Below are 23,831 nucleotides of genomic sequence, written 5' to 3'. Positions count from 1 at the left end.
ACCGGCGTTCACAGAGTGCTACAATAAGCGTGCCGCTGGAAAGAACGGTCCAGCGGTTCCCAGCGACACGAGGGACTTCGGCGAGCTACACCCAGTGTGCCTGGCCGGGCGTCGTCTCGAAGATCACGTCGTCGAGGAGGTCGACGGCCTTCTCCAGGCCCTCGGTGGCGGAGGTCAGCGAGTCCTCGTGTTCGATCGAGAGCGCGCCGTCGTATCCCACCATCCGGAGCGTCGAAACCACGTCACGCCAGTGGTCTTCCCCGTGGCCGTAGCCGACCGAGCGGAACAGCCACGAGCGCTCCAGTTCGTCGGTGTAGGCGGTCGTATCGAGTACGCCCCGCGTGCGGGCCCGCTCCTCGTAGACTTTCGTGTCCTTCGCGTGGAAGTGGTGGATGGCGTCGCGTTCGCCCAGCAGTCGGATCGCGTCCGTGATCGAGATGTCCTGCCAGTACAGGTGCGAGGGGTCGAAGTTCGCGCCGACGTACTCGTTGGTCATCTCGCGCAGGTCCAGCAGCCCGTGGGGCTCGTAGACGAGCATGTTGGGGTGCATCTCGATAGCGACCTGCACGTCGTGGTCGGCCGCGTGCTCGGCCAGCTCGGACCAGTAGTCGACGGCCAGTTCCCACTGGTACTCCAGGGCCTCGGCGTGTTCGTTCGGCCACGGCGCGGTGATCCAGTTGGGGACCGTGCCGGCGTCGCTCCCCGCCGGCAGCCCGGAGAAACACGTCACGGCGTCGACCCCGAGCTGGTCGGCCAGCGTGATCGCCTCGCGGAGTTCGGTGTCGGCGCGGGCCGCGCGCTCGTCGTCCGGGTGCAGCGGGTTGTTGTGCGTCGCGAGCGCGCTGACTCGCATCTCGTACTCGTCGAGCAGGGCGTGTAGCTCGGCCTGTGCGTCCTCGTCGTCGAGGTACTGATCGCGTGGCAGGTGGTCGTCGCCGGGGAAGCCACCACAGCCGAGTTCGACGGCGTCGACGCCGATGCCGTCGAGATAGGAGAGCGCGTCTTCGAGAGACTGGTCACCCAGCGGGACGGTGAGTACACCTACGTCCATGAGCGAGTTTACAATGGTCGTTGTAATAAAACCCTGGCGACGGGTCACGCGGCCGGCGTCACTCCTCGATGGAGTAGCGGTCGAACAGCGTCGAGAGCTGCTGAGAGCGCATGGAGAGCATCTTGACGTTGACGTACATCTCGCCGAGCGCGAGGTTCTGCTCTTCGGCGACGGCGGCGACGTGTTCGGCCTCTTCGACGTTCTCGCGGGACGTTTCGGCGGCGTCGTCGGCGATGGACGCGACCTCCTCCGAGCTGGCGGCCTGGTCGTCGGACGCGTCGCTGATCTCCTTGACGCCGCTGGAGGTCCGCTGGACGTGCTCCATGATCGACTCCAGCGATTCGAGGTTCTCCTCGACGGTCGTCCGGCCCTTCTCGACGGAGCCCTGCATCGCCTGGATCTCGTCGGCCGCCTGCTCGGTCTGGTCCTGAATCTCGTCCATCAGGCTCTCGATCTGGTTGGTCGCGTCTTTGGTCTGTTCGGCCAGGGACTTGACCTCGTCTGCGACGACGCCGAAGCCGTTGTTGTTCGCTCCCGAAGAGGCGTGTGCGGCCTCGATGGAGGCGTTCAGTGCGAGGATATTGGTCTGCTCGGCGATGTCGTCGATGAGGTCGACGATCTGGCCGACCTCGTCCATCTGGTCGTTGAGCTCCTCGATCGACTCGACCACGTCTTCGGTTCGCTCCGAGGTCTCGTCCATCGCTTCCCGGGCCTCGCGGCCGGACTCGATCCCCTCGACGGTGCGTTTTTCGGTCTTGTCGGCCATCTCGGCGACCTCGTTCGAGGAGGCCGCGATCTCCTCGATCGTGGCCGACATCTCGCCCATCTCGTCGCTGATCTGTGAGATCTGCTCGTGTTGTTCGTAGAATACGTCGGCGATCTCCTGGACCGACTCCGCGACGTTGCTACTCGCGTCCTTGACCGCCTGCGTCGCTGCGGTGACCTGCTCGCTGGAGCCCGCGACGTCCCCGGCGAAGTCACCGCCGGCACGGATCGTCTGCTCGAACGTCGCGGCCATCTCGTTGTACTCCGTGCCGAGTTCGTTCAGCGCGTCCGACGGCGTGTCGGTGGCCATGCGCCGTCCCAGTCGGCCCTCGCTGGCGGCGTCGAGAATCTCGCAGCTCTGCGCGATGTAGTCGTCCAGTTCTTCGATCGTCGCGGCGTTCTGTGCGGCGACGCCGCCGTCGGGCGCGGCGGCCGCCTCGCCCGCGGTCTCTGGAAGCGAAGACCGGGCCGTTTCGAGTTCGTCTCGGATCGACTGAAGCTCCGCTTCGAGCGTCGACCGGCGTGATTCGATCGTCTCCGTCTCGGCCCTGAGAGCCTCGACCTCGTCGGTCAGATCGTGCAGCCGTCCGGACAGTCGCCGGACGGAGTAGACGCCAGCCCCACCGGCAGCGACGACGCCCAGCACCGCCAGCGGGACGTACAGACCGCTCGGTGCGACGGCGGCGAGGAGTATCTGATACAGTGCGTGACAGAACTGTCCGCCGACGGCGAGTCCGACACCCCGTTTCGAAGTGAGTTCATTTATCATGGGTGACACGTTTTCGGGAGAGTTCTCTCGGCCCGACACATGGTCTTGTGTCACATACTGCGTCGGGTATAAAGTGATGTATGGTCCCATTTCAGGCGCTGATAATTCTGCCGACCGTCGGCGTGGACGCTAGAACACTGGATGGAATATCTTTTTAGGGGTTAGTCGGAACGTTCGGACATGGGAAACGACATCGATTACGCGGATCTGCACGACCCGAACGCGGAGTACACGATGCGAGAGCTGTCCGCCGAGACGATGGGTGTCACCGCCAAACGCGGCGGCGGCCGCGACGTCGAGATCACGGACGTTCAGACGACGATGGTCGACGGCAACTTCCCGTGGACGCTCGTACGTATCTACACCGACGCGGGCGTCGTCGGCACCGGTGAGGCCTACTGGGGAGCCGGCGTGCCGGAACTCATCGAACGGATGAAGCCGTTCGTCATCGGCGAAAATCCGCTGGACATCGACCGACTCTACGAGCACCTCGTCCAGAAGATGTCCGGCGAGGGCTCCGTCGAGGGGATCACCGTGACCGCGATCGCGGGGATCGAGATCGCGCTGCACGACCTCGCCGGCAAGATCCTCGAAGTGCCGGCTTACCAGCTGCTCGGTGGCAAGTACCGCGACGAGGTGCGCGTCTACTGTGACTGTCACACCGAGGAAGAGGCGGACCCGGACGCCTGTGCCGACGAGGCCCGCCGCGTCGTCGACGAACTCGGGTACGACGCCCTGAAGTTCGACCTCGACGTGCCAAGCGGCCTAGAGAAAGACCGCGCGAACCGCCACCTCCGGCCGGGCGAGATCCGCCACAAGGCCGAGATCGTCGAGAAGGTCACGGAGGAAGTCAAAGACGAGGCCGACGTGGCCTTCGACTGCCACTGGACGTTCTCCGGTGGCTCCGGGAAGCGACTGGCCGACGCCATCGAGGAGTACGACGTGTGGTGGCTCGAAGACCCCGTCCCGCCGGAGAACCTCGAAGTGCAGGAAGAGGTCACCAAGTCCACGAAGACGCCGATCACCGTCGGTGAGAACCGCTATCGAGTCACCGAGGAACGCCGACTGATCGAGAACCAGGCCGTCGACATCATCGCGCCCGACCTCCCGAAGGTCGGCGGCATGCGCGAGACCCAGAAGATCGCCGACGTGGCCAACCAGTACTACATCCCCGTCGCGATGCACAACGTCTCCTCCCCGATCGCGACGATGGCGAGCGCCCACGTGGGCACCGCCATCCCGAACGCGCTGGCCGTCGAGTACCACAGCTACGAGCTGGGCTGGTGGGAGGACCTGGTCGAAGAATCGGTCATCGAAAACGGCTACATCGAGATCCCCGAAGTGCCCGGCCTCGGCCTCACGCTGGACATGGACGCCGTCGAGGAACACATGGTCGACGGCGAGACGCTGTTTGATGAAGCATAACGGAGTGACGCTTCATCAAGCCCGACAGGCGAGCGCAGCGAGTCTGTCGGCGTTCGATCCGGCCGAGTAGTCGGATCGAACCGGCGAGTCTCCGATTCGACTCGTTCGACGAAGCGTAGCGAGCTTCGTCGGGCTCGCTGAGCAAAGCTCAGCGGTGTTCGACGATCCGTAGTGGAGTGACCCGGGCCCAAATGTCGTGGAGTCGATACCTACTTGTAGTCGAGAGTGATAGCTGCAGGTAATGTCGACGAGCAATCAGTTCGACGAGTGGGCGACATCGGGGCGGGAGCGTGAGATGGAAGACCACCACTGGCACACGGCAAAGCGGGCGCTCGCCCGGATGCCTGTCGAGGCCGGGGACACGGTGCTCGACCTCGGGACGGGGTCCGGGTACGCGCTGCGAGCGTTGCACGAAACGAAAGCCATCGACCGCGGCATCGGTCTCGACGTGAGTCGAGAGATGGCCTCGGCGGCGAGCGATCACACGGACACCGGCGCGCTCGACTTTGCGGGAGGCGATTGCCACCAGTTGCCTCTCGCCGCCGACAGCGTCGATCACGTCTGGAGTATGGAGACGTTCTTCTTCGCCAGGCAGCCGATTTCCGTCCTCGAAGAGATCCGACGAGTCCTTCGGCCCGGAGGGACCTTCTTCTGTGCGGTGAACTTCTACGAGGAGTCCGAGCAATCACACCGCTGGCGAGACCGGATCGACGCTCCGATGTCGCTTTGGAGTCGTGCGGAGTACCGGTCGCTGTTCCGCGAGGCCGGCCTGCACGTCGCCACGCAGGACACGATCCCGGACGAAGAAATCGAGATCCCACCCGCGGAAGCATTCCCGACCGAGGAGTGGGAGACGCGAGCGGCGATGGTCGACCGGTATCGGACCTGGGGGACACTCTTGACCGTTGGTGTGGCACCGTAATCGGTGACGTTCGTCCAGGGCCGGGTCAGTATCTTTTTGCGCGGGCCTGCCCCACTCTCGGCCATGGTTTCGGAGCTGTTCGACCCCGACGCGTGGGTGGAGATCGACCGCTACGACTTCTCGGACATCACCTATCACCGCGCCAGAGAGACCGGCGCGGTCCGGATCGCCCTCGACCGTCCCGAGGTCCGCAATGCCTTCCGCCCGGAGACCGTCGACGAACTCTCGACGGCGCTGGATCACGCAAAGCGCCTGACCGACGTGGGCTGTGTGCTCCTGACGGGCAACGGTCCCTCGGAGAAGGACGGCGGCTGGGCGTTCTGTTCCGGTGGGGATCAGTCGATTCGGGGAGAGTCGGGCTACGAGTACAGCGAGTCGCCACGCGACTCGGAACAGTCGAACGGGGAGGGGACCGACCCGCGAGACGATGCGGACGAAAATATCGCGTCCGACGAGCCCTCACTCGACGAGTTTCGCGAGGACGCCCCCGACAACGTCGGCCGACTCCACATCCTCGAAGTGCAGCGCCAGATTCGCCACATCCCCAAGCCCGTCGTCGCCGTCGTGCCGGGGTGGGCGGTCGGCGGCGGCCACTCGCTGCACGTCGTCTGTGACATGACCATCGCCAGCGCCGAGCACGCGAAGTTCCTCCAGACGGATCCCGACGTGGGGAGTTTCGACGGTGGCTTCGGCTCGGCGTACCTCGCCAAGCAGGTCGGCCAGAAGAAGGCCCGAGAGGTCTTCTTCCTCGGGAAGACCTACGACGCCGCCGAGGCGGCCGACATGGGGATGGTCAACGAGGCCGTCCCTCACGAGGAACTGGAGGCGACGGCACTGGAGTGGGCCGAGCGGATGAACGGCAAGTCACCGACGGCGATGCGGATGCTGAAGTACGGCTTCAACGCGACCGACGACGGGATGGTCGGCCAGCAGGTGTTCGCCGGTGAGGCGACGCGGCTGGCGTACATGACCGACGAAGCCCAGGAGGGGCGGGACGCGTTCAACGAGGGGCGGGACCCGGACTTCGACGACTACCCCTGGCACTACTGATACTGTCGGCTGAAATCTGTGAAATTTCGCCGCCCGACGCGGGTCGGCGATCTAGAACAGCGCCAGCCCGACGCTGTAGGGCCAGGCGACCGCACCGAGGGCCGCGAACGCGAACGCGCCGCCGGCACCGAACAGGTTCTTCAGGAAGCTCGTCATCTCGTTTTGCCGTTCTTCGGGATCGTCCATCGACCAGAAGTCGTGCATCGTGACGCCCGACAGCAGCAAGAACAGCCCGAGCGCGAAGCCCGAGACCACCGGGAACGCGCCGACGGCGACCCCCGCCCCCGCGAACAGAAGCAGGCCGCCCGAACCGACGACCGAGAGCTTCGGGGCCGGCAGGCCCTTGAACTGGGCGTAACCGACCATGTCTGCCGTGTTCGTGAAGTGGTTCACGCCCATGAACGCGAGGACGCCGCCAAAGAGGAGGCGTGCGAGCAAGAACAGCTCGCCACTGCCGGCGCTGGCGAAGAGTTCCGACTGAAGCGGGATCATGCGACCACCCTGTCTCGACGTTTCGTGAAGTTAGCTACTTTCATCACGTTACCAGCTACGGCGGTGCCGTATATATCGATTTGGCGACATTGCAGTTACCGGGTGACATCCGTGTCACGAGGGCGCGAAGCCGCGTCCGGTCGTGGCGCTCTTGCCCCGGCCGAACCGCAGTCGCTTTGGGCCTCCCAGCCCGAATACGGAGCAATGAGTACGGCGACGGCGGACGTGTCCAAACGGAGAGCCTGGGTGATGGCCGCCCGCCCGCAGACGTTGCCGGCCGGTTCGGCACCCGTGATCGTCGGGGCCGGACTGGCACTCCACGACGGCGCGTTCGCGCCGCTTCCGTGGCTGGCAGCGCTGGCGGGGGCGTTGCTCCTCCAGATCGGGACGAACTTCGCGAACGACTACTACGACGCGGTCAACGGGGCAGATACGGACGACCGGGAGGGCTTTACGCGAGTGACCGCGGGCGGTCTCATCCCCGCCCAACAGGTCAAGTACGCGATGGCCGCCACGTACGGACTCGCGGTGGTCGTCGGCGTCTACCTCGTCGCGGTCGGTGGCGTGCCGATCCTCGTCGTCGGCCTGACGAGCATCGCCGCCGGAATCCTCTACACCGGCGGCCCCTACCCCTACGGCTATCGGGGACTGGGCGATCTGTTCGTGTTCGTCTACTTCGGCGTCGTAGCCGTCACCGGCACCTACTACGTCCAGGCGGTGGCCACCAGCGATGTCGGCCTGTTCCCGACGTGGCTCCCCGCCGAGATCGGCCTCGCGACGGCGGTGGTGGCAAGCCTCCCCGCCGCGGGCCTCTCGACGGCGATTCTCGTCGTGAACAACATTCGCGACCGCGAGACCGACGCCGAGGCCGGCAAGCGAACGCTCGCAGTCATGTTCGGCTACCGCTTCAGCCGACTGGAGTTCCTGGCGCTCGTGGGGATGGCCTACGTCGTCCCGATCGTCTTCGCTCTCGACGGCGGGTTCGGCCTCCCGGCGCTGGCCCCGCTCCTCTCGCTGCCGCTCGCAGTCTCCGTGTCGAAGACGGTCCTGCGTCGCACCGACGGTGAGGCGCTCAACCCGGCCCTCGAACGGGTCGGCCAGACGGTGTTCGTCCACTCGGTACTGTTCGCCCTCGGCCTCGCACTGACAGCATGACACTGAACCGATTCACGCTCCCGCTTGCGACACCGCTGTCGACTGCTCACGGCCGGATCGAGTCCCGGGAGGGATTCGTCGTCGGATTCGAGCACCGCGGGACGGTCGGCGTCGGCGAGGCGACGCCGTTGCCCGGCTGGACGGAGTCGCTCGACGACTGCGAGGCGGCGCTGACGACGGCCCTAGAGACCTACGCGGAGCGTGGCCACAGCGCGGCGCTGCTGGAACTGGACGCGGCGACGGTGCCGGCGGCGCGCCACGGCATCGCGACGGCGTTGCTCGACGCCGACGCCCGCGCCGACGGCGTGTCCCTCGCCCGCTGGTTCGATCCGGACGCCGGGACCGGTTCGGTGCCGGTGAACGCGACGGTCGGCGACGGGAGCGTCGAGGAGACGACGCGGGCGGCCAGAGCGGCGGTCGACGACGGGTTCGACTGCCTGAAGCTGAAAGCCGGCGTGCGCTCGGTCGCGGACGATGTCGAGCGCGTGCGGGCGGTCCGTGCTGCCGTCGGAGACGACGTGACGATCAGAGTCGACGCCAACGGCGCGTGGGACCGAGACAGCGCCCGCCGGGCGTTCGAGGCGTTCGCCCCGCTGGGCGTCGCCTACGTCGAGCAACCGCTGCCGGCCACCGATCTCGACGGCCACGCAGCCCTCGGGAACGAGACCGTCGGCGTTGCCATCGACGAGGGCTTTTGCGAGCACACGGCCGCAGCGGTGTTGGCCACCGACGTCGACGCCGTGATCCTCAAGCCGATGGTGCTTGGCGGCCCCGGCAACGCCCACACGATCGCGATGCGGGCCCGAGAGTCGGGTATCGATCCGATAGTGACGACGACGATCGACGCCGCCGTCGCACGGGCGGCCGCGGTCCACGTCGCGGCCGCGATTCCGGCCGTCGAACCCTGCGGGCTCGCGACCGCCGACGCGCTCGCGGACGACCTGACGGACGATCCGGCCCCGGTGAGCGACGGCCGCATCGCCGTTCCCGAGGGCGACGGTCTCGGCATCGATCCCGAGGAGGTCGGATGGTGAGACTGCCCGGTCCCGAGGAGTGGCCAGTCGAGAACCCGCTCCCCGGACGGTCGAACGACCTGTTGCGCGAGCGTGCCAGAGCGACCCCCGACGCGACGGCGCTGATCGACACGGACGGCGGGGACACGTGGACCTACGCGGAGTTCGACAGCCGAGTCGAGGCGTGGCGTGGCGGGCTGGCGGCGCTGGTCGACGAGCCAGCGCCCCGGATCGGGCTCGTGCTCCCGACGGGACCGGCGTTCGCGACGGCGCTGTTCGCGATCGCCCGCCAGAACGGTGTCGCAGTGGCGCTAAACGTCCGCGAGGCGACCGAGACCGTCGCGCGCCAGGCCACCACGGCAGGTGTCGACGCGGTGCTCTGTTCGCCCGCCACCGAGTCGACGGCCCGTGCGGTCGCTCCCTCGGATGCCACCGTCTGTTCGATCGCGGAACCGTCGTCCGAGGACGTGGTACGCCTCGAACCGACCGAGCCCGCCGGGCCGCCCGCCGAAGCCGACGCCAGTACCGATCGGCTCGTCCTCTTTACCTCCGGGACGACCGGCGCACCGAAGGGGGTCCGGCTGACGCGGGGGAACCTCGTCGCCAGCGCTGTCGGCTCGGCCCACCGACTCGGCGTCTCGGCGAGCGACCGCTGGCTCGTCTGTCTGCCGATGTACCACATGGGCGGGCTGGCCCCACTCGTCCGCTCGACGCTGTACGGCACCACGACAGTGCTACAGCGGTCGTTCGACCCGAGCGAGACCGCACGCGTCCTCTCGGCGGCGTCGATCACCGGCGTCTCGCTGGTCCCGACGATGCTCACGCGGCTCCTCGACGAGGGGTGGCGGCCGGCCGACGGGCTCCGGTTCGTCCTGCTCGGCGGGGCTCCCGCACGGCCGGCGCTGATCGAGCGTTGCAGGGACGCCGAGGTGCCGGTGTACCCCACCTACGGAACGACGGAGACGGCGTCACAGATCACGACCGCGACGCCGGCAGCGGCCTTCGAACAGCCCGAGACCGTCGGACGCCCCCTCGACGGCACGTCTGTCGCCGTCCTGAACGACGGCGATCCGTGCCAGCCCGGCGAAGTAGGCGAACTGGTCGTCTCGGGACCGACGGTGACGCCGGGCTACCTCGACGAGAGCCAGACGGCAGACGCCTTCGACGAGTGGGGGTTCCGGACGGGAGATCTGGGCTACCGCGACGACGACGGCCGCTGTTTCGTCGTCGGCCGCGTCGACGACATGATCGTGACCGGCGGCGAGAACGTCCGCCCGGCACGCGTCGCACGCACCATCGAGCGACTGTCGGCCGTCGAAACCGCGGCGGTCGTCGGCGTTCCGGACGAGGAGTGGGGCCAGCGCGTGGCCGCAGCGGTGGTCCCCGCGACGGACGAACTCACCGCTCCTGCGGTGATCGAGGCAGTCGCGGACGATCTCGCGGACTTCGCCGTCCCGAAGACCGTCACGCTGGTCGATGCACTGCCCAGGACACAGTCGGGGACGGTCGACAGAGAACAACTGCGAGACCTGCTGGGCCGGTCGGAGAACGACTAGTCGCGGATCCGGACGATCCCGCCAGCGAACACCTGATCGTTGGGGACGACGTACTCTTCGCCCTCGCTCTCGATGTGAGTGACGAAGATGTCGACCTCCTGGACGATGCCACGCTGGCCCTGGATGCGGACCTCGTCGCCGATGCTGTACGGCTGGCTGAGAACGAGATACACGCCCGCAGCCCCGGCCGACAGCAGCTGTTTGAACGCCAGTCCGCCGAGGAACACGAGACCGAACGCGTAGGCGGCGAGCACGATTAACAGTGCCTCCGTCGCGACCCCGAGCTGGCCGAGCGCGACGAGTCCGGCCAGAAAGATGATGCTGTACTTGACCAGTTCGGGGAGCAGTTCCGCCTCCGGCAGCTTGATGCTCCGGAACTTCTCGCTGACCGAGAGCTTCGCTTTGTCTCCGGCGATGAGCCCGATCATGAGGGCAAACAGCGCCACGAAGAGGTTCGGCAGGTAGGCGACGAACGGAGACCACAGCGACACGTCCCGGAACCGCTGTGAGACGGCCCCCGCGAGCATCATCGCGGCGATGTAGAGCGAGATGCCGACGAGGGTGGCGATCAGCCCGACGGTCGACGTTCCGAACCGCTGGGCCGTCCGCTCGAACGCCGTCCCCTCGACGGCCTCGTCGATGCCGGCGTCGCTGAGGAAGTAGTGCATGTACCGCCACGCGAGATACGCCAGCAACACCCCGAGAACGAGGATACTGATCGCGACCGCCGTCACGGCCTCACGCGAGAACAGACTGCGGACGATCGCCGGCCAGTCGAGCTGCATCAGTACTCCTCCGGATCGACCTCGAGTATCAACTCACCGCTCTTGAACGCCCGGACGAGTCCGTCACTCTCCGAGAGGACGATCGCGATGGCGTTGGTGTCTCGGGTGACCGCACCGGCTGCCATGTGGCGAGCGCCCAGTCCTTTCGGAATGTCGACGCCCTCGGCGGACGGTTCGAGGTACCGGTAGGCCGAGACGATCTTGCCACCATCAGAGATGACGAAGGCCCCATCGAGCCGGGAGAACTCCTTGAGCATCACGTTGACGATCGGATCGCCGACGTGGACGTGGGACTTCTCGAAGGGATTGTACGACAGCGGGCGGGACTTGTTCATCACCTTCCCGGCGTCGCCGACGACGAACAGCGCGCCCACCGGCTTGCCCTTCTGTCCTTTCTTCCCGAGTTCGACGGCCACGTCCAGTACGTCGTTGATGACCGACGGCTCCGCCCGGGAGTTGACGAACAGTCCGTAGACCCCGGAGGGCGAAAACTCGGCGACCTGGACGCGAACGATCGAGTCCGGCGTGTCGGCGAACACGTCTCCGATACAGACCACGTCGGCGTCCTCCTCGACGTACTCCTGTTCGAGCGCACCTTCGACACCGAAGCGAATCCGGTCGGCCATGTCGGTGAACTCCAGGGGCAACTCGACGAACGTCTCCGCGTCGACCGTGTTTTCCGGAGCGATCACCACGACTTCGGTGTCGTCGTCCTCGAACGACTGGTACAGCGACGCGCTCGGAGAGAACAGAAACACCGCGTCGGTGTCGGCGACGATGTCGTCGAGGAACTCGCGCAACGCGCTCATCGTTTCTCTTTTACTGGGGTACGTCAAAAAGGTTTGCTGGCCGTCAGACGCACGTCAGATGGCTGTCCGCCGTCAGGGCTCGAACGCGAGGTCGTCGGCGATCGCAGCGACCCGATCCCGAACCACCGCCGGATCGAGTTCGGCCCGATCGGCCAGCGCCAGCGCACCGCCCATCCCGACGCCCTCCTTGGCCTCGCCCGCGACGAACCGCTCCATCGCGACGTGGTCTGCCCGATCGAACGCCGGATCGGTCACCGTCAGGTCGAGGTCGAGATCCGCTGCCAGTCCGCGAACGTCGGCCGAGGGATCGTCGTCGACGAAAGACGTGGTCGCGAGCGACAGCGGCCCCTCGATGCCGGCGTGGCGCAAGAGCGCGCCCACGGTCGCCAGCTGGGTCCCGCCGGCCAGCGTCACCGCTCGCCCGGTCTCGATCGCCCCGATCGCGACCCCCGCGGCGACGGCCAGTACCGGATCGCCCATCCGGCGGACAGCCCGCTTTGGCTGGTCGGCCGCCGCGCCGGGCTCCAGCGCACTCGCGGTCAGTCCCTCCTCGACGACGGACTCCTTCTGATCGATCGGGTTCTCTGGAAGCGACGAAGAGACCACGCCGCGCTCGCCAAGCGCCCGCAGGACGCCGAGTGCCGTCGTCGTCCCGCCCGGAATCGTCTCGCCGATCACGACCTCGTCGGCGGGCAGCGAGCGGCCGAACTGCCGGGCCGCCTCGAACGCGCCCGGTGCCGACGGCACCGGGTCCTGCTCGCGAACGTCTCGGCCCGGCCTCGCGCCGACCGTCACCGTCGGCGCACCGCTCGGCTCGGCGAGCCCGCCGTCGACGACGGTCACGTCCAGGTCCAGTAACTCGACGACCGCACGCGTGACGACGGCGGGCGTGAGACAGCCGGTCGGGCTCTGAGGGACCGCTGGCGCTCGCACGACATCGCCGTAGCGCACGATCTCGGCGTCGGCAGCGGGTGTGTGTGCCAGCAGCGATTCGTCGGCCCCGGCCGCAGAGATACCGTCGATCTCGGCCGTCCGTGTCGAACCAGCGACGAGGACCAGTCGCGTGCCACCGTCTGTACTCATTGCAACAGTTCCCGGCGCAGGCGGACTTGAACGCGTCGGTTACGGCCGAGTCGGTTCGCCCCACAATTTATTGTCGCGGCCACCGCCCGCATCAGTATGGAGGACTTCGAGGAACTCGTCGCGTCGCTGACCCCCCGTGAAGACAACGACGCGATCTCGTCGTACCAGAACACGACCGCCGTCGCGTGCCCGGCCTGCGAAGAGCCGTTCGACGACATGGTCGTCTGCAAGAACGAGTTCACGTCGCTCAATCTGGACATGGATCTCGACCTCTGTACGACCATCGACGACGGCAACGTCGTCATCTTCACACACAAACCCTGAACTCGCAGAGAGCAGGAGGCCAGTCTCCCCGTGCGATAGCTGTGTGCGGTGGCGCGCAAATACACTGTCCGAATCGAGAGGTATTATCTCGTTTCGATAGTTCATCCAACCGGTGGCTGGCCTTGGCGTGAGTCGTCGACCGGGCTGTTATTTCGATCGATAACATCTACGACTCTTTTGTGACTCACTGATAGATAGATGGACGTGATAGAGAGGTATCTGGGGACGAAGCCGCGTTCTAACGCCGTCGATGTGATTAGCCTCACAGCACTTCTGCTGTTGGTGTGGACGACAGTCGAGCCAGTGACCCTCTACGCACTGGATTCGCCGGTACTGCTCACGCCGAAGTATATTGTCGGCATCCTCACAGTCGTCCCGTCCTGTCTCGGAATGATCTACGGATCGCGGTGGTCACGGCGGCGCGAATTTTCGAGCGAGCAGTGTTCGACGATCAAGCTGTACTGGCTGACCGGTGGGATCTGTTTTCTCGTGTTCAACGTCGTCCTCATGGCCTCGATCTCGACAGAGAGTACCTGGATACTCGTGAGTTGGATCCGCTGGTCGCTCGCGGTCGGTTTCGGCATCGGCCTCGTTGTCGGGATCGCACAGGTTCGGGTGGTCGTCAGCACACTGACTGCAGAACGCGAGTCGCTTCGCGCGGAACACATGGAAAAGCAGCGAGACCTGATCGACCAGATGAACGGTATTTTGCGCCACGAGGTACTCAACTCTGCGCAGGTGATCACCGGGAACACGTCGGTGTTGATGGACGCCGCGGAACCCATCGATCCCGACGACGAGAGGATCGAACGCGTCCACAGGCAAGGCGAAGAGATAACGACCGTCATCCAGGAAGTACGTGCGCTACTCAGTACGATCGAAGACAGCCGAGAACTGACGGAGACGAACCTCACGAACGTCGTCCGAAACGAGATCCAGAAGGTGCGCGATCAACGGCCAGACATCGACGTCGAGCTGCGATGCCAGGAAGACTACTACGTCCGGGCCGACGAGTTGGCGGGGCGTATCTTCGCCAACATCTTCAGAAACGCGGTCGAGCACAACGAGACCCCATCGTTGCAGATCGTGGTCGACATCGAGAGCGTCGACGACTCCGTCGTCGTCACGATCGAAGACAACGGCGACGGGATTCCAGAACACAAACTGGCGACGCTGTTCGACCGACCACAGGTGAGCGACCACGGACTGGGGCTCTATCTGGTCAGCGAGATCACGGACAGCTACGACGGCTCCGTCGCCCTCTCGAAGACCGGCGAAGAGGGCACTGTCTTCGAGTTCCGGTTCCCGGTTCCAGAACCGCGGCCGTAGCTTCGAACCGAGAACGAGGCGAGTCACCTCTCCGTTCGTCTTCTGGAGTTCGAATCCGGCCCGCTCTCTCCTTCGTTTGCTCGCTCGAAAAATTCGGTCAGTGCGCGGGACCGGATTTGAACCGGCGGAAGAAATGCTCGCTCACAGCCGTTCGCTGCCCGTTGCTTCCAGGGTTCAAATCAGTCCTGCTCTTCGCTCACTGCGTTCGCTCATGCGCGGGACCGGATTTGAACCGGCGGACCCCTACGGGATAGCGTCCTAAGCGCTACGCCTTTTCCGTGCTTGGCTACCCGCGCTCAAGAGTGGCTATTCCCGACCGCTTCAAGTACTTAACGCTCTCCGGCGCGGTCCCGGATGGCGTCGGCCAGCGAGTCCGGGTCGTCGAGCCGTTCGACGACGGTGAGATCGTCGCCGACGGCGATGGCTCCGGACTCGACAACGTCCGCACAGATACCGCCGCGTTCGTCGCCCAGAGCACGCGCGACGCCTGCCTCGTCGGCTACCTTTTCGACGTGGGCACAGGGCGGCCGGCGTCGGGTCCCTTCGAAGACGGCGTCGCCGATCCGGAACTGCGTGTCGAGGAGTTCGCCCACGTCGACGCCGTCGACGACGACGTTGCGTCGGTGACGGCCGTCGAGCAAGTCGATGTCGAACGCCTCGCGAATGTGTGTCAGTGCCTCGCGAGAGACCAGGGTCACCTGACACACGTCGTAGGGCGCGTAGTGGCCCGTGCCGGTGAAGTACCGGTCGCCGCGGAGACCGCTGTCGGCGACTGCATCGAGCGTGTCGTGCGATTCCATCGGTTCGCCCGCGTCGGGTGCGGTCCAGAGCTGGCTGACCGTCGGCATAGTGGATCGTCGGTCGGGTGACGGATATAGTATAGTAACAATTGAACCGAGGCACCGACGAGCGTTTAAGTTCGATCGGGGCCAACGCCGGTGTATGTACCGCGCGAGCGACCGGCGGGAACACGAGGAGTGGCTGGAGAATCTCGAAGCGACGGCAGATCGACTCGACCTGGAAGGGACGGCACGGTCCCGAGCGGTCGATCTGTTTCTCTCGTCGATGCCGGTCGAAGAGGAGCGCTCCAAGCGTGCGGTGATGGCGGCGAGCCTCTACGTCGGTGCGCTGGTCAGCGGACAGGAGCGGTCACAGCGCGTCGTCGCCGACGCGGCGGACGTGTCTCGGCTGACGATTCAACAGCGGTGGAAAGGACTGCTCGAAGACGCCGGGCTGGACGCCCCGGACTGGTGATCGTGCCCTCGGAATCTCGTCTGTGAAGATTCGGTCGGACACAGAATCGCACGCCGGCAGCATCAGGCCCGTTCCGGGCGACCGTCCCGGTCGGGCGTGACGTTGCCGTGCTGGTCGATCTCGCCGCGGACGATCCGCGTGCTCGAAATCACCTCGTCGTCGTCGGCGTAGACGTGTGGGACGACTTCGATGTCGAGCGTGTCGTGGCCACGCTCGCTCCGGATCTCGTTGATCCGCTTGCCACCGGTCTCGGTCTCGGGAGAGACGATCAGTACGTCGAACTGGGGTTCGGTGGCGATGCCGGTCGGTTCCGTCAGCTCTCGAACGTCGTACTCGCGGTCGTACTCCGCGGCGAAGTCGGCGAGTTCCTCCTCGAGGTCCTGGCGGCGCTCCTCGAAAGAACGGACGTAGCGGTCTTCGTCCCGAAGCTCGGGCGCGAGATCATCGCTGGTCAGCCCGACCGTCACGTCGCCCAGTTCGAACGCACGCTCGAACAGCGCGCGGTGACCATCGTGAATCGGATCGAACGTCCCACCCAGCGCGACCTTCATACAACGTGGCAGAAGGGCTCTCGATTTAGGGGCTTCGACTCCGGCAGTACGAGACGAGGTGGCTACTCGTCGTCGTCAGCGGCCGTTTCGTCGTCGCTGTCGGCCGTCTCGTCGTCAGGGGTCTCGTCGTCGGCCTCGTCGCTGACGCTGATGGTGACCGGATCGGTCTCGGCGTCCTCGGTGTCGTCGTCGCGCCCGCCCAGGTAGTCGTCGAGGTTGAACACGGTGTTGAGCTCCGACTGGACCTCGTCGACCACGTCCGTCACGAGGTCGCTGGGTGCCATCGCGGCGTACTCGTAGGGGTTGTTCCCCGCGCCGTCGCTCTCGCGTTTCTGGCGGGTGACCTTCCCCTCCTCGTGGAGTTCCGCGAGCGCTTCTCGGACGGTGCTCGGGTACAGTCCGGTCCCCTCTGCGATCTCGTCGCTGGTGCTGTCGGGGCGCTGCCGGAGGTGGACGTAGATCCGTGCCCGAGTCTCCGTGTCCAGCACCCACGACAGCAGGTCGACGATCCCCTCGTCGAAGGACTCGACGGCGCGATCGGCCTCCTCTTCCAGTCGTTCGCGCACGTCCACGTCGTCGTCCAGTTCCTCGTCGAAGGGATCGTCGTCGAACGGGTCCTCGCCGAAGTCGTCGTCCGTGTCCTCGTGATCGTCGGATGTGTCGTCTGTCGTCATGTCGTTTCTAGAAGGACGGAAGTCGCCAGCGCACTAAAAGCTTGGGTCCTTTCTGGAAGGTCAAAATATCTTTTGTGCGGATATCACTTAAAGAATGGCTGATACCCCCCGCCATTATCGCGGACGAGATGTCTCGGAAACTATTTAGCATATACCCCACAATGTAGCGGTAGCGGTGTGGCATGGGATGGTACACCGCAGGTGGACGTTCGGCCGGCGTGGTGACCCGGCCGGCACCGGGATGCCCGCAACGGGTTCGAAGTGACGTGGAGTGGGGGTAGTACCCAATTACGCGTTCTTTTGCAAAACGAGGTCGTCTGCGAGAGTGGCGACGCTTTGCTTTCGGAGGCGGCGCTGGCGGTTCGCGCCGCTCTCGCGGTCGTAGAGCGTCCGGAGACCGTCGATGCCGAGTCGGTCACACTCCCGGTCGACCAGTTCTCCCAGCGGAGCCGTCGACCCCGTTCGGGTGAGCAGCGAGGCGTCGTGGCCGTGGCGCATCGCTCGCCACTTGTTCTCGTCCAGATACTCTCGCCGGGTGTCGGTTCCCGAGGCACCGTCTTCGAACTGGTCGGCCAGGGACGCGACCAGCGCGTGGACGTACTCGACGAAGGCGAGCACGTACTCGGGGTTCCGCTGGCCGTCCGGCGTCCGGACTTCGACGGTGCCGTGCCCGGAGTGTGGTCGCACGTCGAACCACAGTTCTCCCCGGTCGCGGATACTGTCGGTCTCGACCATCCGGCGCTCGAACTGCTCGTAGGCCGCGTACGACTCGAACGCGGTCGGCATGCCCGTGTTCGGGAGCCCTTCGAAGACCTTCGCACGAGCGGACGCGAGCCCGGTGTCGTAGCCGTTCCAGTACGGCGAGTTCGCGGACAGCGCGAGCACGAGCGGGAGGTGCCAGCGGAGTTCGTTGGCGATCCAGACGGCCTTGTCCGCGTCGTCGACGCCGACGTGGACGTGCAGCCCCGCCGTCGTGTTGCGGTGTTGTGGGTACTGGATGCGATCCAGCTGGGAGCGGTAGCGGGGTTTCTGAGCGTGTTCGAGTTCGCGCCACTTCGCGAGCGGGTGGAGTCCGGCCGCCGCGATCTGGAAGCCGTTGGCCTCGGCGTGATCGATCAATGCGTTGCGAACGTCTTCCAGAGCCGATCGTGCGTCACCGAGCCCGTCGAGTGTCGGCGTCTGGGTCTCGACGACGGTCTTGAACAGTTCGTGATCGAGCCGTCCGTCGAGGATCGTCGGCGGGTCGCCCTCGTAGACCAGCTCGTCCGACCCTGCGGTCGGCCGGCCGTACTCGTCGACGACGTAGAACTCCTCTTCGATCCCGAGCGTGCCCATCCGGTCGAACGCGGCGGCGGAACCCGTCTCCTCCATCGGTCACAGTGTCGGTTGCCGGGCGTTAAAACGTTCCGTCACGCCGAGGGCGGGCGACGACGCCGAGGTGATCGTCGTGGTGCGGTGTCAGCGACTCGCTGGCCTCGATCTCGTAGCACTCTTCGAGCGTCCCCAGTACGTCCTCGAAGACGGCCGCTGGATCGGCGGTCACGTCCTCGCTGCGAGCTTTGATCGACAGCAAGAGCCGTCCGTCCGGGCGGAGGAAGCGTGCGTTGCGGTTGGCGACGAGTGCCTGGCCGCGCGTCGCCACGTCCTGGACGAGCACGTCGACCGGTTCGACGACGTGGGCGTAGGAATCCGGCTCGCGAGCGTCTTTCAGCAGCGGGAAGAGGTTCGGTCGCGGTGCCGCCGCGTCGAGCAGATCCCTGACCGGCCGTGGCGCGAACTCGACGGCGTAGGTCGGTCCGGCGAAGTCCGCGACGTGGCTGACGGTCGTGCCGGCAGCGGCACCGAGGTAGAGCACCGTCTCGCCGCCGGTCAGACCGGTCTCCATCCCGAGTGCGAGCATCGCCCCGAGCTTCGAGCGGTCGGGGTCCCACCGTCGCCACGCACCGTCGGTCGCCTCGCCGTACACCGGCTCGCCCCGCGTCGCCAGTCCCGTCTCGCCGTCGAAGTCGTGGCGCTCGACGCCGTCCGGGAGCGTCACGCCCCGTCACCTCCCGTTCGGGACTGGATCGTCTCGATGCGCTCGTCGAGTTCCGCCTGGAGGGACGGGCGCAGGTCGCCGCTGTAGTGGTCGATCCGTGCGGCGATGGTGAGCTTGCCCGCGAGCGCGCGAGCGGCCGACCCGCGGTGGTCCGGGTGGGTCCCCCGAACCGCCTCGTGAGTGAAGATGATCCCGTGTTTCGGCGAGGGGGCCGACCCACGGAGGTGCGCGAACAGCGCGTCTTCGGCACCCAGGACCTGCACCGTCCCACTGGGCTTTTTCGCGAGCGATTCGAGCCCGCCGGCCAGCGAGACGAGCCGAGCGGCCAGGACGGGCCCGGCCAGTGCCGCCAGGTTCGGCGCGACCTCGGGAGCCGTCCGGTCGATGTACGCTCTGAGACGGTCGGCTTCCTCGTCGAGATCGACCACCCGCTGGGCGAGCGACTGCACCCTCTCACCGGCCGGATCTGCGGGGTCTCCCCGGGCCAGCTCGCGGGCGTACTCGACGCCACTGCCAGCGTCGGCCGAGCGGCTCTCGCCCCACTCGGCGACCCGCTCTGCCAGCTCGTTTGCCGTCCGTTCGCAGTCGGCCATCGACCGCACGGCGTGGACGAGCTGGCGGTCGTCGGCACCCTCTCGCTCCTGGACGGCCTGCTCCGCGGCCGCCGTCGTCGCGGCGCGCAGGCGGTCGTAGTACTCGTCGGTGTCCTCGGCGAATCCAGCGTCGACGGCCAGCCGCGGCCACTCGGCCGGTTCGTCGGCGCTATCCTCGCGGATCGCGGCGACCGCTGCCTCGTCGTCGTCGGGATCGAGCCCGGCGAACCACCCGTCAGTCATGAAGCGTGTTTGCAGGGCCGCCGCGTTAAAAGGCGCGGTCGGTCCCGTCGATCGCGGGCGAGCAGCTGGGCCTTTCGGAGAGGCGACAGTAAACGCCGAACAACGGGAACGAGCGGGAACGCTGAGGCAGTTATACGCCCCTATTTATATCACGGTCGACCGTGTATTTGTGTCTCATGGCTGGGTCAAGAACGGTGCCGTCGTGGCGTGAAGCGGAGCGAGAGTACTCGGACGAGGTCGTCGCCGACACGACGATCCCGGAGCTGTTCGAGGCCACCGCACAGCGAAACTCGGACAGGGCCGCCCAGTTGTACAAGGGCGGCACCTACGACCGCTCGCTGACACCCACAGTGATGCCGGCTGCTCCGGACGGAGAGTACGCCTCGATCACCTACGACGAGATGCAGTCGATGGTCCACAACCTCACGGCGGGCTTTCGCGAACTCGGCGTCGACCACGACACGCGCGTGGGCCTCTTTTCCAGTACGCGTATGGAGTGGGCGCTGTCCGACTTCGCGGCACTGGCGGCCGGCGGCATCGTCACGACGGTCTACACCGAGTCCTCCCCACGTCAGGTCAAGTACCTCCTGAGCGATCCCGGCGCAGACGCCGTCGTCGTCGAGAACGAGGCGCTGCTCGATCGGCTCCTCGAAGTCGAAGACCGACTCGACCTCTCCTTTATCGTCACCATCGACGAGTACGACACCGACCGCGACGACGTGTACACGCTGGGCGAGCTCCACGAGATCGGTGCCGAGGCCTACGACGACGCCCGCTACCAGTCCTGGCTCGAAGAGCGCTCTCCGTCGGACCTCGCGAGCCTCATCTACACGTCCGGGACGACCGGCCAGCCGAAGGGCGTCAAGCTCACCCACAGAAACTTCCGCTCGAACGTCAACCAGGTGTACAAGCGACTCGCCCCCCGCCCCGACAAGGACCCGGACCATCCGACGCTCTCACCGGGCACCACTTCGATCTCCTTCCTGCCGCTCGCACACGTCTTCGAACGGCTCGCCGGCCACTTCGTGATGTTCGCCGCGGGTGCGACGGTCGGCTACGTCGAGGACCCCGACACGCTCGCCGACGACATCAAGCTGATCAGGCCCGACACCGGTGCGAGCGTCCCCCGCGTCTACGAGCGGATCTTCGACCGGATGCGCGATCAGGCCAGCGAGTCGCCGATCAAAGAGCGCATCTTCGAGTGGTCGACCGACGTGGCCAGAGAGTGGGCCCGGACCGACGATCCCGGGCCGCTCTTGCGCCTGAAACACGGCATCAGCGACCGACTTGTCTACAGCCAGCTCAAGGAGAACCTCGGGGGCAACATCGAGTTCATGGTCAGTGGCGGCGGCAGCCTCTCGAAGGAGCTGTGCGAGACGTTCCTCGGGATGGACCTCACGATCGTCGAGGGGTACGGTCTCACCGAGACCGCCCCGGTCGTCAGCGTCAACCCGCCCGAAGACGTGCGACCGGGGACGATGGGCGTTCCCGTCGTCGACGAGGAAGTCAAGCTCGACACCCACGTCGTCGATCAGGACGACTTCGAGACCAGCCGAGACGTGGGCGAGTTGCTGGTTCGGGGACCGAACGTCGCCGACGGCTACTGGAACCGAGAGAAAGAGACCGCCCAGTCTTTCGAGCCCGACGGCTGGTTCCACACCGGCGACATCGTCGAGCAGACCGAGGACGACTTCCTGATCTACCACGACCGGCTCAAGGAGGTGATCGTCCTCTCGACGGGCAAGAACGTCGCTCCCCAGCCGATCGAGGACGCCTTCTCGACCAGCGACCGCGTCGCACAGGCGATGGTCGTCGGCGACGACCAGAAGTTCGTCGCGGCGATGTTCGTCCCGAACTTCGAGCAGTTGCGTCGGTGGGCCGACCGCGAGGGGATCGACCTGCCCGACAGCGAGGCCGAGATGTGTGACGACGACCGCGTCCACGAGTGGATCCAGGAGGCCGTCGACGAGGTCAACGAGGACTTAGAGAAAGTCGAGACGATCAAGAAGTTCGTGCTGGTACCCAGAGAGTGGACTGCAGAGAACGACCTCCTGACGCCGTCGATGAAGAAGAAGCGCCGCAACATCAGGAAGGCCTTCGAGGATCGCCTCTCGGAGATCTACGAAGAGCCCGTCACGATGGACGACTGAGACGACCGGCTGTACATCTGTGACCGATTTCGCCACCCCGGGGTGGCGAAGGTACAGCCGGCAGTATGAGACCGAGGAGTGTCGCCGTTTGCCCGGTCGGTCGCACGATTGGGGCAGTTGATCCGGTCAGGAGCGACGACGATCCGTTCGACACTGTCGGTTCGAGCGGGCTCGACGGCGGCCGTCACCGGAGCTTCTCGTACGACGCTTCGAGGTCGATCATCGGCGCGGGGTAGTCGATCCCCAGTTCGACGCCGTGGTGGGCCTGCTCGCGCTCGCTCATCGTCCAAGGCTCGTGGACGTACTCCGGCGGGAGTGCCGACAGTGCTGGACACCAGCGAGTGACGTACGCCCCCTCGGGGTCGTAGTGTGTCGCCTGCCCGACGATCTCGAAGTAGTTGTCTCGCGAGTCGTTGCCGACCTGTGACTGGTACGCCCAGTTACACCAGTTCGAGGCCACGTCGTAGTCGACCAGCCGCGACTCGAAGTAGGCCGCCCCGAGCCGCCAGTCGATCCGGAGGTTGTTCGCGAGAAACGAGGCGACGTTCTGGCGACCGCGATTGCTCATGTAGCCCGTCGCGTTCAGTTCGCGCATGTTGGCGTCGACGAACGGAATCCCCGTCTCGCCACGCGCCCAGCGCTCGAACTGCTCTCGGTCGCGCCGCCACCGAATGTCGTCCCGCTCGCGGATGCCGCCGGGCTGGAACCACTTCGCGCCGTACTTCGCGAGCTGGTACTGGAAGAAGTCCCGCCAGGTCAGTTCGAAGACGAGCCAGTACGTCGAGTCGTTGGCCACTCGATCGGTCTCGTACTGCTCGACCTCTCGGTGGAGCCGGCGTGGCGAGAGACAGCCAAAGGAGAGCCACGGCGAGAACTTCGAGGAGTAGTCGGCACCCACGAGGCCGTTGCGCGTCTCGCGGTACTCCCGCAGGCAGTCGCGCTCCCAGACGTACGTCGCGACGCGATCCAGCCCCGCCGTCTCGCCGCCGGTCCAGTCGAGGACGCCGCGGTCGTCGACGGCCGCCTCGTCCTCGTCGAAGCCGAACTCCGCGAGCGTGGGGAGGTCGTCGGCACCGCTGGTGGCGCGACGGCCCCCGTCGGGGGCGTGTACCCACTCCGGGGCCGGTTTGGGCGGTCGGACGGTCGCCTTCGCTTCGGTTCGGTCCTTCCACGGCGTGAAGGTGTCCTCGATCTCGTCGGGCGGCCTGGGGAGGTCCTCGCGGTGGTACAGCGTGTGCGTCCAGAACGTCTCGAAGCCGATCCCGGCGTCGGCCAGCCCCGCCCGAACGCTGCCCGCTTCGTCCCGCTCTTCGGGACCCGGGAGCGCCTGCCAGTAGACCGCGTCGGCGTCGAACTCCGCGGCGGCCTCGGGGACGACCGTTCCGGGGTCACCGCTGCGAACGTACAGTTCGCCGTCCCGGTCTCGTAACGACTCGCGCAGGTCCGCGAGGCTCTCGATCAGGAACTGCGCCCGATGGGGGCCGACCTTGTCGAGCCCGAACATCCCCTCGCCGGTCAGTCGGTCCGGGAGACAGTACAGCGGCACGACGGTGTCGGCCTCGGCGACGGCGCGTCGCAGCGTCGCGTTGTCGTGACAGCGTAGATCACGGCGGAACCAGACGAGAACGGTGCTCATGGAAAGATAGACGGACTCCCAGGGGAAGTATCACGAACACAACAGCGTAGGTGTGGGCTATCTGAAACGTACGTGGTGAGATGGCCCATTCGTCGGGTTTGTTGTCATCGTCTAAGCATCCGATCCGTTTGATTTGTGAATTAGCCTCGTTGCGAATGACCCCT

The 23,831-nt window shown here is 66.1% G+C and carries 23 protein-coding genes and 1 tRNA gene; 10 read left to right on the top strand and 14 right to left on the bottom strand.

Going from position 1 to position 23,831, the window contains the following annotated elements; genetic code table 11:
* Nucleotides 1-85: 85 nt before the first annotated feature.
* Together AC5FRZ_RS08415 and AC5FRZ_RS08410 are read right to left on the bottom strand one after the other, a co-directional pair.
* A complete protein-coding gene (locus tag AC5FRZ_RS08415) occupies nucleotides 86-1,051 on the bottom strand; it encodes a sugar phosphate isomerase/epimerase family protein (RefSeq protein WP_493564364.1) in 966 nt (321 codons plus the stop codon).
* A gap of 58 nt (nucleotides 1,052-1,109) precedes the next feature.
* Nucleotides 1,110-2,585, bottom strand: a complete 1,476-nt coding sequence (locus AC5FRZ_RS08410; RefSeq protein ID WP_372479012.1) for a methyl-accepting chemotaxis protein — start codon at nucleotides 2,583-2,585, stop codon at nucleotides 1,110-1,112.
* Nucleotides 2,586-2,765: 180 nt separating this feature from the next.
* Here AC5FRZ_RS08410 and AC5FRZ_RS08405 point away from each other — a divergent pair, with 180 nt between their 5' ends.
* From AC5FRZ_RS08405 to AC5FRZ_RS08395, 3 genes are all read left to right on the top strand, one after another.
* On the top strand, nucleotides 2,766-4,010 hold the full coding sequence (locus tag AC5FRZ_RS08405) for a mandelate racemase/muconate lactonizing enzyme family protein (RefSeq protein ID WP_493564363.1): 1,245 nt from the start codon (nucleotides 2,766-2,768) through the stop codon (nucleotides 4,008-4,010).
* Nucleotides 4,011-4,251: 241 nt separating this feature from the next.
* On the top strand, nucleotides 4,252-4,932 hold the full coding sequence (locus AC5FRZ_RS08400; protein WP_170094238.1) for a class I SAM-dependent methyltransferase: 681 nt from the start codon (nucleotides 4,252-4,254) through the stop codon (nucleotides 4,930-4,932).
* A gap of 63 nt (nucleotides 4,933-4,995) precedes the next feature.
* Nucleotides 4,996-5,982, top strand: a complete 987-nt coding sequence (locus AC5FRZ_RS08395) for a 1,4-dihydroxy-2-naphthoyl-CoA synthase (RefSeq protein WP_493564362.1) — start codon at nucleotides 4,996-4,998, stop codon at nucleotides 5,980-5,982.
* Nucleotides 5,983-6,033: 51 nt separating this feature from the next.
* Here AC5FRZ_RS08395 and AC5FRZ_RS08390 read toward each other — a convergent pair whose 3' ends face one another.
* Nucleotides 6,034-6,474, bottom strand: coding sequence for a DoxX family protein (locus tag AC5FRZ_RS08390; RefSeq protein WP_493564361.1), 441 nt, complete (start codon nucleotides 6,472-6,474; stop codon nucleotides 6,034-6,036).
* A gap of 204 nt (nucleotides 6,475-6,678) precedes the next feature.
* On the opposite strand from AC5FRZ_RS08390, the gene AC5FRZ_RS08385 reads away from it, so the two are divergent.
* Genes AC5FRZ_RS08385 through AC5FRZ_RS08375 form a run of 3 tightly spaced genes read left to right on the top strand, consistent with a single transcriptional unit; the run spans nucleotide 6,679 to nucleotide 10,198 of the window.
* Nucleotides 6,679-7,629, top strand: a complete 951-nt coding sequence (locus AC5FRZ_RS08385) for a 1,4-dihydroxy-2-naphthoate polyprenyltransferase (protein WP_493564360.1) — start codon at nucleotides 6,679-6,681, stop codon at nucleotides 7,627-7,629.
* A complete protein-coding gene (locus tag AC5FRZ_RS08380) occupies nucleotides 7,626-8,663 on the top strand; it encodes a mandelate racemase/muconate lactonizing enzyme family protein (protein ID WP_493564359.1) in 1,038 nt (345 codons plus the stop codon). The genes AC5FRZ_RS08385 and AC5FRZ_RS08380 overlap by 4 nt, the downstream gene beginning before the upstream one ends.
* On the top strand, nucleotides 8,657-10,198 hold the full coding sequence (locus tag AC5FRZ_RS08375; RefSeq protein ID WP_493564358.1) for a class I adenylate-forming enzyme family protein: 1,542 nt from the start codon (nucleotides 8,657-8,659) through the stop codon (nucleotides 10,196-10,198). The genes AC5FRZ_RS08380 and AC5FRZ_RS08375 overlap by 7 nt, the downstream gene beginning before the upstream one ends.
* Here AC5FRZ_RS08375 and AC5FRZ_RS08370 read toward each other — a convergent pair.
* From AC5FRZ_RS08370 to AC5FRZ_RS08360, 3 genes are all read right to left on the bottom strand, one after another.
* Nucleotides 10,195-10,983, bottom strand: coding sequence for a mechanosensitive ion channel domain-containing protein (locus tag AC5FRZ_RS08370; RefSeq protein ID WP_208627967.1), 789 nt, complete (start codon nucleotides 10,981-10,983; stop codon nucleotides 10,195-10,197). The two genes, AC5FRZ_RS08375 and AC5FRZ_RS08370, sit on opposite strands and share 4 nt — an antisense overlap.
* On the bottom strand, nucleotides 10,983-11,792 hold the full coding sequence (gene dacZ / locus AC5FRZ_RS08365; protein WP_170094231.1) for a diadenylate cyclase DacZ: 810 nt from the start codon (nucleotides 11,790-11,792) through the stop codon (nucleotides 10,983-10,985). Before dacZ ends, AC5FRZ_RS08370 begins: the two co-directional genes overlap by 1 nt.
* A gap of 72 nt (nucleotides 11,793-11,864) precedes the next feature.
* Nucleotides 11,865-12,875, bottom strand: a complete 1,011-nt coding sequence (locus AC5FRZ_RS08360; protein WP_493564357.1) for a nicotinate-nucleotide--dimethylbenzimidazole phosphoribosyltransferase — start codon at nucleotides 12,873-12,875, stop codon at nucleotides 11,865-11,867.
* Nucleotides 12,876-12,971: 96 nt separating this feature from the next.
* On the opposite strand from AC5FRZ_RS08360, the gene AC5FRZ_RS08355 reads away from it, so the two are divergent.
* Nucleotides 12,972-13,199 (top strand): DUF7385 family protein, encoded by a 228-nt coding sequence (locus AC5FRZ_RS08355; protein ID WP_170094229.1) that lies wholly within the window; start codon nucleotides 12,972-12,974, stop codon nucleotides 13,197-13,199.
* 303 nt (nucleotides 13,200-13,502) lie between these two features.
* Complete coding sequence (locus tag AC5FRZ_RS08350; protein ID WP_493564356.1) at nucleotides 13,503-14,528, top strand: sensor histidine kinase; 1,026 nt, start codon at nucleotides 13,503-13,505, stop codon at nucleotides 14,526-14,528.
* Between the two features lie 212 nt (nucleotides 14,529-14,740).
* On the opposite strand, the gene AC5FRZ_RS08345 is transcribed toward AC5FRZ_RS08350, so the two are convergent.
* A tRNA-Leu gene (locus AC5FRZ_RS08345) sits at nucleotides 14,741-14,824 on the bottom strand.
* Nucleotides 14,825-14,857: 33 nt separating this feature from the next.
* A complete protein-coding gene (locus AC5FRZ_RS08340) occupies nucleotides 14,858-15,376 on the bottom strand; it encodes an MOSC domain-containing protein (RefSeq protein ID WP_170094227.1) in 519 nt (172 codons plus the stop codon).
* Nucleotides 15,377-15,470: 94 nt separating this feature from the next.
* Here AC5FRZ_RS08340 and AC5FRZ_RS08335 point away from each other — a divergent pair, with 94 nt between their 5' ends.
* Nucleotides 15,471-15,782, top strand: a complete 312-nt coding sequence (locus AC5FRZ_RS08335; RefSeq protein WP_018256069.1) for a cyclin family protein — start codon at nucleotides 15,471-15,473, stop codon at nucleotides 15,780-15,782.
* Nucleotides 15,783-15,844: 62 nt separating this feature from the next.
* Here AC5FRZ_RS08335 and AC5FRZ_RS08330 read toward each other — a convergent pair whose 3' ends face one another.
* The 5 genes from AC5FRZ_RS08330 to AC5FRZ_RS08310 form a co-directional block, all read right to left on the bottom strand.
* Complete coding sequence (locus AC5FRZ_RS08330) at nucleotides 15,845-16,333, bottom strand: phosphopantetheine adenylyltransferase (protein ID WP_170094226.1); 489 nt, start codon at nucleotides 16,331-16,333, stop codon at nucleotides 15,845-15,847.
* 62 nt (nucleotides 16,334-16,395) lie between these two features.
* Nucleotides 16,396-17,007: a winged helix-turn-helix transcriptional regulator gene (locus AC5FRZ_RS08325; protein ID WP_372479020.1), complete on the bottom strand. Its 612-nt coding sequence runs from the start codon at nucleotides 17,005-17,007 to the stop codon at nucleotides 16,396-16,398.
* A 288-nt stretch (nucleotides 17,008-17,295) separates the two neighbouring features.
* Nucleotides 17,296-18,378 carry a glutamate--cysteine ligase gene (locus AC5FRZ_RS08320; protein ID WP_493564355.1) on the bottom strand — a complete coding sequence of 361 codons (1,083 nt, stop codon included), beginning with the start codon at nucleotides 18,376-18,378 and terminating at the stop codon, nucleotides 17,296-17,298.
* Nucleotides 18,379-18,403: 25 nt separating this feature from the next.
* On the bottom strand, nucleotides 18,404-19,045 hold the full coding sequence (locus AC5FRZ_RS08315; RefSeq protein WP_170094223.1) for a fibrillarin-like rRNA/tRNA 2'-O-methyltransferase: 642 nt from the start codon (nucleotides 19,043-19,045) through the stop codon (nucleotides 18,404-18,406).
* The gene (locus AC5FRZ_RS08310) at nucleotides 19,042-19,881 is read right to left on the bottom strand and encodes an NOP5/NOP56 family protein (RefSeq protein ID WP_493564354.1); all 840 of its coding nucleotides are present in this window, start codon (nucleotides 19,879-19,881) and stop codon (nucleotides 19,042-19,044) included. Before AC5FRZ_RS08310 ends, AC5FRZ_RS08315 begins: the two co-directional genes overlap by 4 nt.
* A 176-nt stretch (nucleotides 19,882-20,057) precedes the next feature.
* On the opposite strand from AC5FRZ_RS08310, the gene AC5FRZ_RS08305 reads away from it, so the two are divergent.
* On the top strand, nucleotides 20,058-22,031 hold the full coding sequence (locus tag AC5FRZ_RS08305) for an AMP-dependent synthetase/ligase (protein ID WP_493564353.1): 1,974 nt from the start codon (nucleotides 20,058-20,060) through the stop codon (nucleotides 22,029-22,031).
* A 184-nt stretch (nucleotides 22,032-22,215) separates the two neighbouring features.
* Here the strand turns inward: AC5FRZ_RS08305 and AC5FRZ_RS08300 are convergent, their stop codons facing one another.
* Complete coding sequence (locus AC5FRZ_RS08300; RefSeq protein ID WP_493564352.1) at nucleotides 22,216-23,667, bottom strand: DASH family cryptochrome; 1,452 nt, start codon at nucleotides 23,665-23,667, stop codon at nucleotides 22,216-22,218.
* Nucleotides 23,668-23,831: the final 164 nt, after the last annotated feature.

Source organism: Halomicrobium sp. HArcht1-1 (assembly GCF_058933285.1).
The sequence above is the reverse complement of the archived record's forward strand: the minus strand, read 5'-3'. Positions and strand labels throughout refer to the sequence as shown.

Excerpts from the sequence above, each read along its gene's own strand:
- AC5FRZ_RS08415 (WP_493564364.1), bottom strand. The coding sequence starts at position 1,051 with ATGGACGTAGGTGTACTCACCGTCCCGCTGGGTGACCAGTCTCTCGAA.
- AC5FRZ_RS08410 (WP_372479012.1), bottom strand. The coding sequence starts at position 2,585 with ATGATAAATGAACTCACTTCGAAACGGGGTGTCGGACTCGCCGTCGGC.
- AC5FRZ_RS08405 (WP_493564363.1), top strand. The coding sequence starts at position 2,766 with ATGGGAAACGACATCGATTACGCGGATCTGCACGACCCGAACGCGGAG.
- AC5FRZ_RS08400 (WP_170094238.1), top strand. The coding sequence starts at position 4,252 with ATGTCGACGAGCAATCAGTTCGACGAGTGGGCGACATCGGGGCGGGAG.
- AC5FRZ_RS08395 (WP_493564362.1), top strand. The coding sequence starts at position 4,996 with ATGGTTTCGGAGCTGTTCGACCCCGACGCGTGGGTGGAGATCGACCGC.
- AC5FRZ_RS08390 (WP_493564361.1), bottom strand. The coding sequence starts at position 6,474 with ATGATCCCGCTTCAGTCGGAACTCTTCGCCAGCGCCGGCAGTGGCGAG.
- AC5FRZ_RS08385 (WP_493564360.1), top strand. The coding sequence starts at position 6,679 with ATGAGTACGGCGACGGCGGACGTGTCCAAACGGAGAGCCTGGGTGATG.
- AC5FRZ_RS08380 (WP_493564359.1), top strand. The coding sequence starts at position 7,626 with ATGACACTGAACCGATTCACGCTCCCGCTTGCGACACCGCTGTCGACT.
- AC5FRZ_RS08375 (WP_493564358.1), top strand. The coding sequence starts at position 8,657 with ATGGTGAGACTGCCCGGTCCCGAGGAGTGGCCAGTCGAGAACCCGCTC.
- AC5FRZ_RS08370 (WP_208627967.1), bottom strand. The coding sequence starts at position 10,983 with ATGCAGCTCGACTGGCCGGCGATCGTCCGCAGTCTGTTCTCGCGTGAG.
- dacZ (WP_170094231.1), bottom strand. The coding sequence starts at position 11,792 with ATGAGCGCGTTGCGCGAGTTCCTCGACGACATCGTCGCCGACACCGAC.
- AC5FRZ_RS08360 (WP_493564357.1), bottom strand. The coding sequence starts at position 12,875 with ATGAGTACAGACGGTGGCACGCGACTGGTCCTCGTCGCTGGTTCGACA.
- AC5FRZ_RS08355 (WP_170094229.1), top strand. The coding sequence starts at position 12,972 with ATGGAGGACTTCGAGGAACTCGTCGCGTCGCTGACCCCCCGTGAAGAC.
- AC5FRZ_RS08340 (WP_170094227.1), bottom strand. The coding sequence starts at position 15,376 with ATGCCGACGGTCAGCCAGCTCTGGACCGCACCCGACGCGGGCGAACCG.
- AC5FRZ_RS08335 (WP_018256069.1), top strand. The coding sequence starts at position 15,471 with ATGTACCGCGCGAGCGACCGGCGGGAACACGAGGAGTGGCTGGAGAAT.
- AC5FRZ_RS08330 (WP_170094226.1), bottom strand. The coding sequence starts at position 16,333 with ATGAAGGTCGCGCTGGGTGGGACGTTCGATCCGATTCACGATGGTCAC.
- AC5FRZ_RS08325 (WP_372479020.1), bottom strand. The coding sequence starts at position 17,007 with ATGACGACAGACGACACATCCGACGATCACGAGGACACGGACGACGAC.
- AC5FRZ_RS08320 (WP_493564355.1), bottom strand. The coding sequence starts at position 18,378 with ATGGAGGAGACGGGTTCCGCCGCCGCGTTCGACCGGATGGGCACGCTC.
- AC5FRZ_RS08310 (WP_493564354.1), bottom strand. The coding sequence starts at position 19,881 with ATGACTGACGGGTGGTTCGCCGGGCTCGATCCCGACGACGACGAGGCA.
- AC5FRZ_RS08305 (WP_493564353.1), top strand. The coding sequence starts at position 20,058 with ATGGCTGGGTCAAGAACGGTGCCGTCGTGGCGTGAAGCGGAGCGAGAG.
- AC5FRZ_RS08300 (WP_493564352.1), bottom strand. The coding sequence starts at position 23,667 with ATGAGCACCGTTCTCGTCTGGTTCCGCCGTGATCTACGCTGTCACGAC.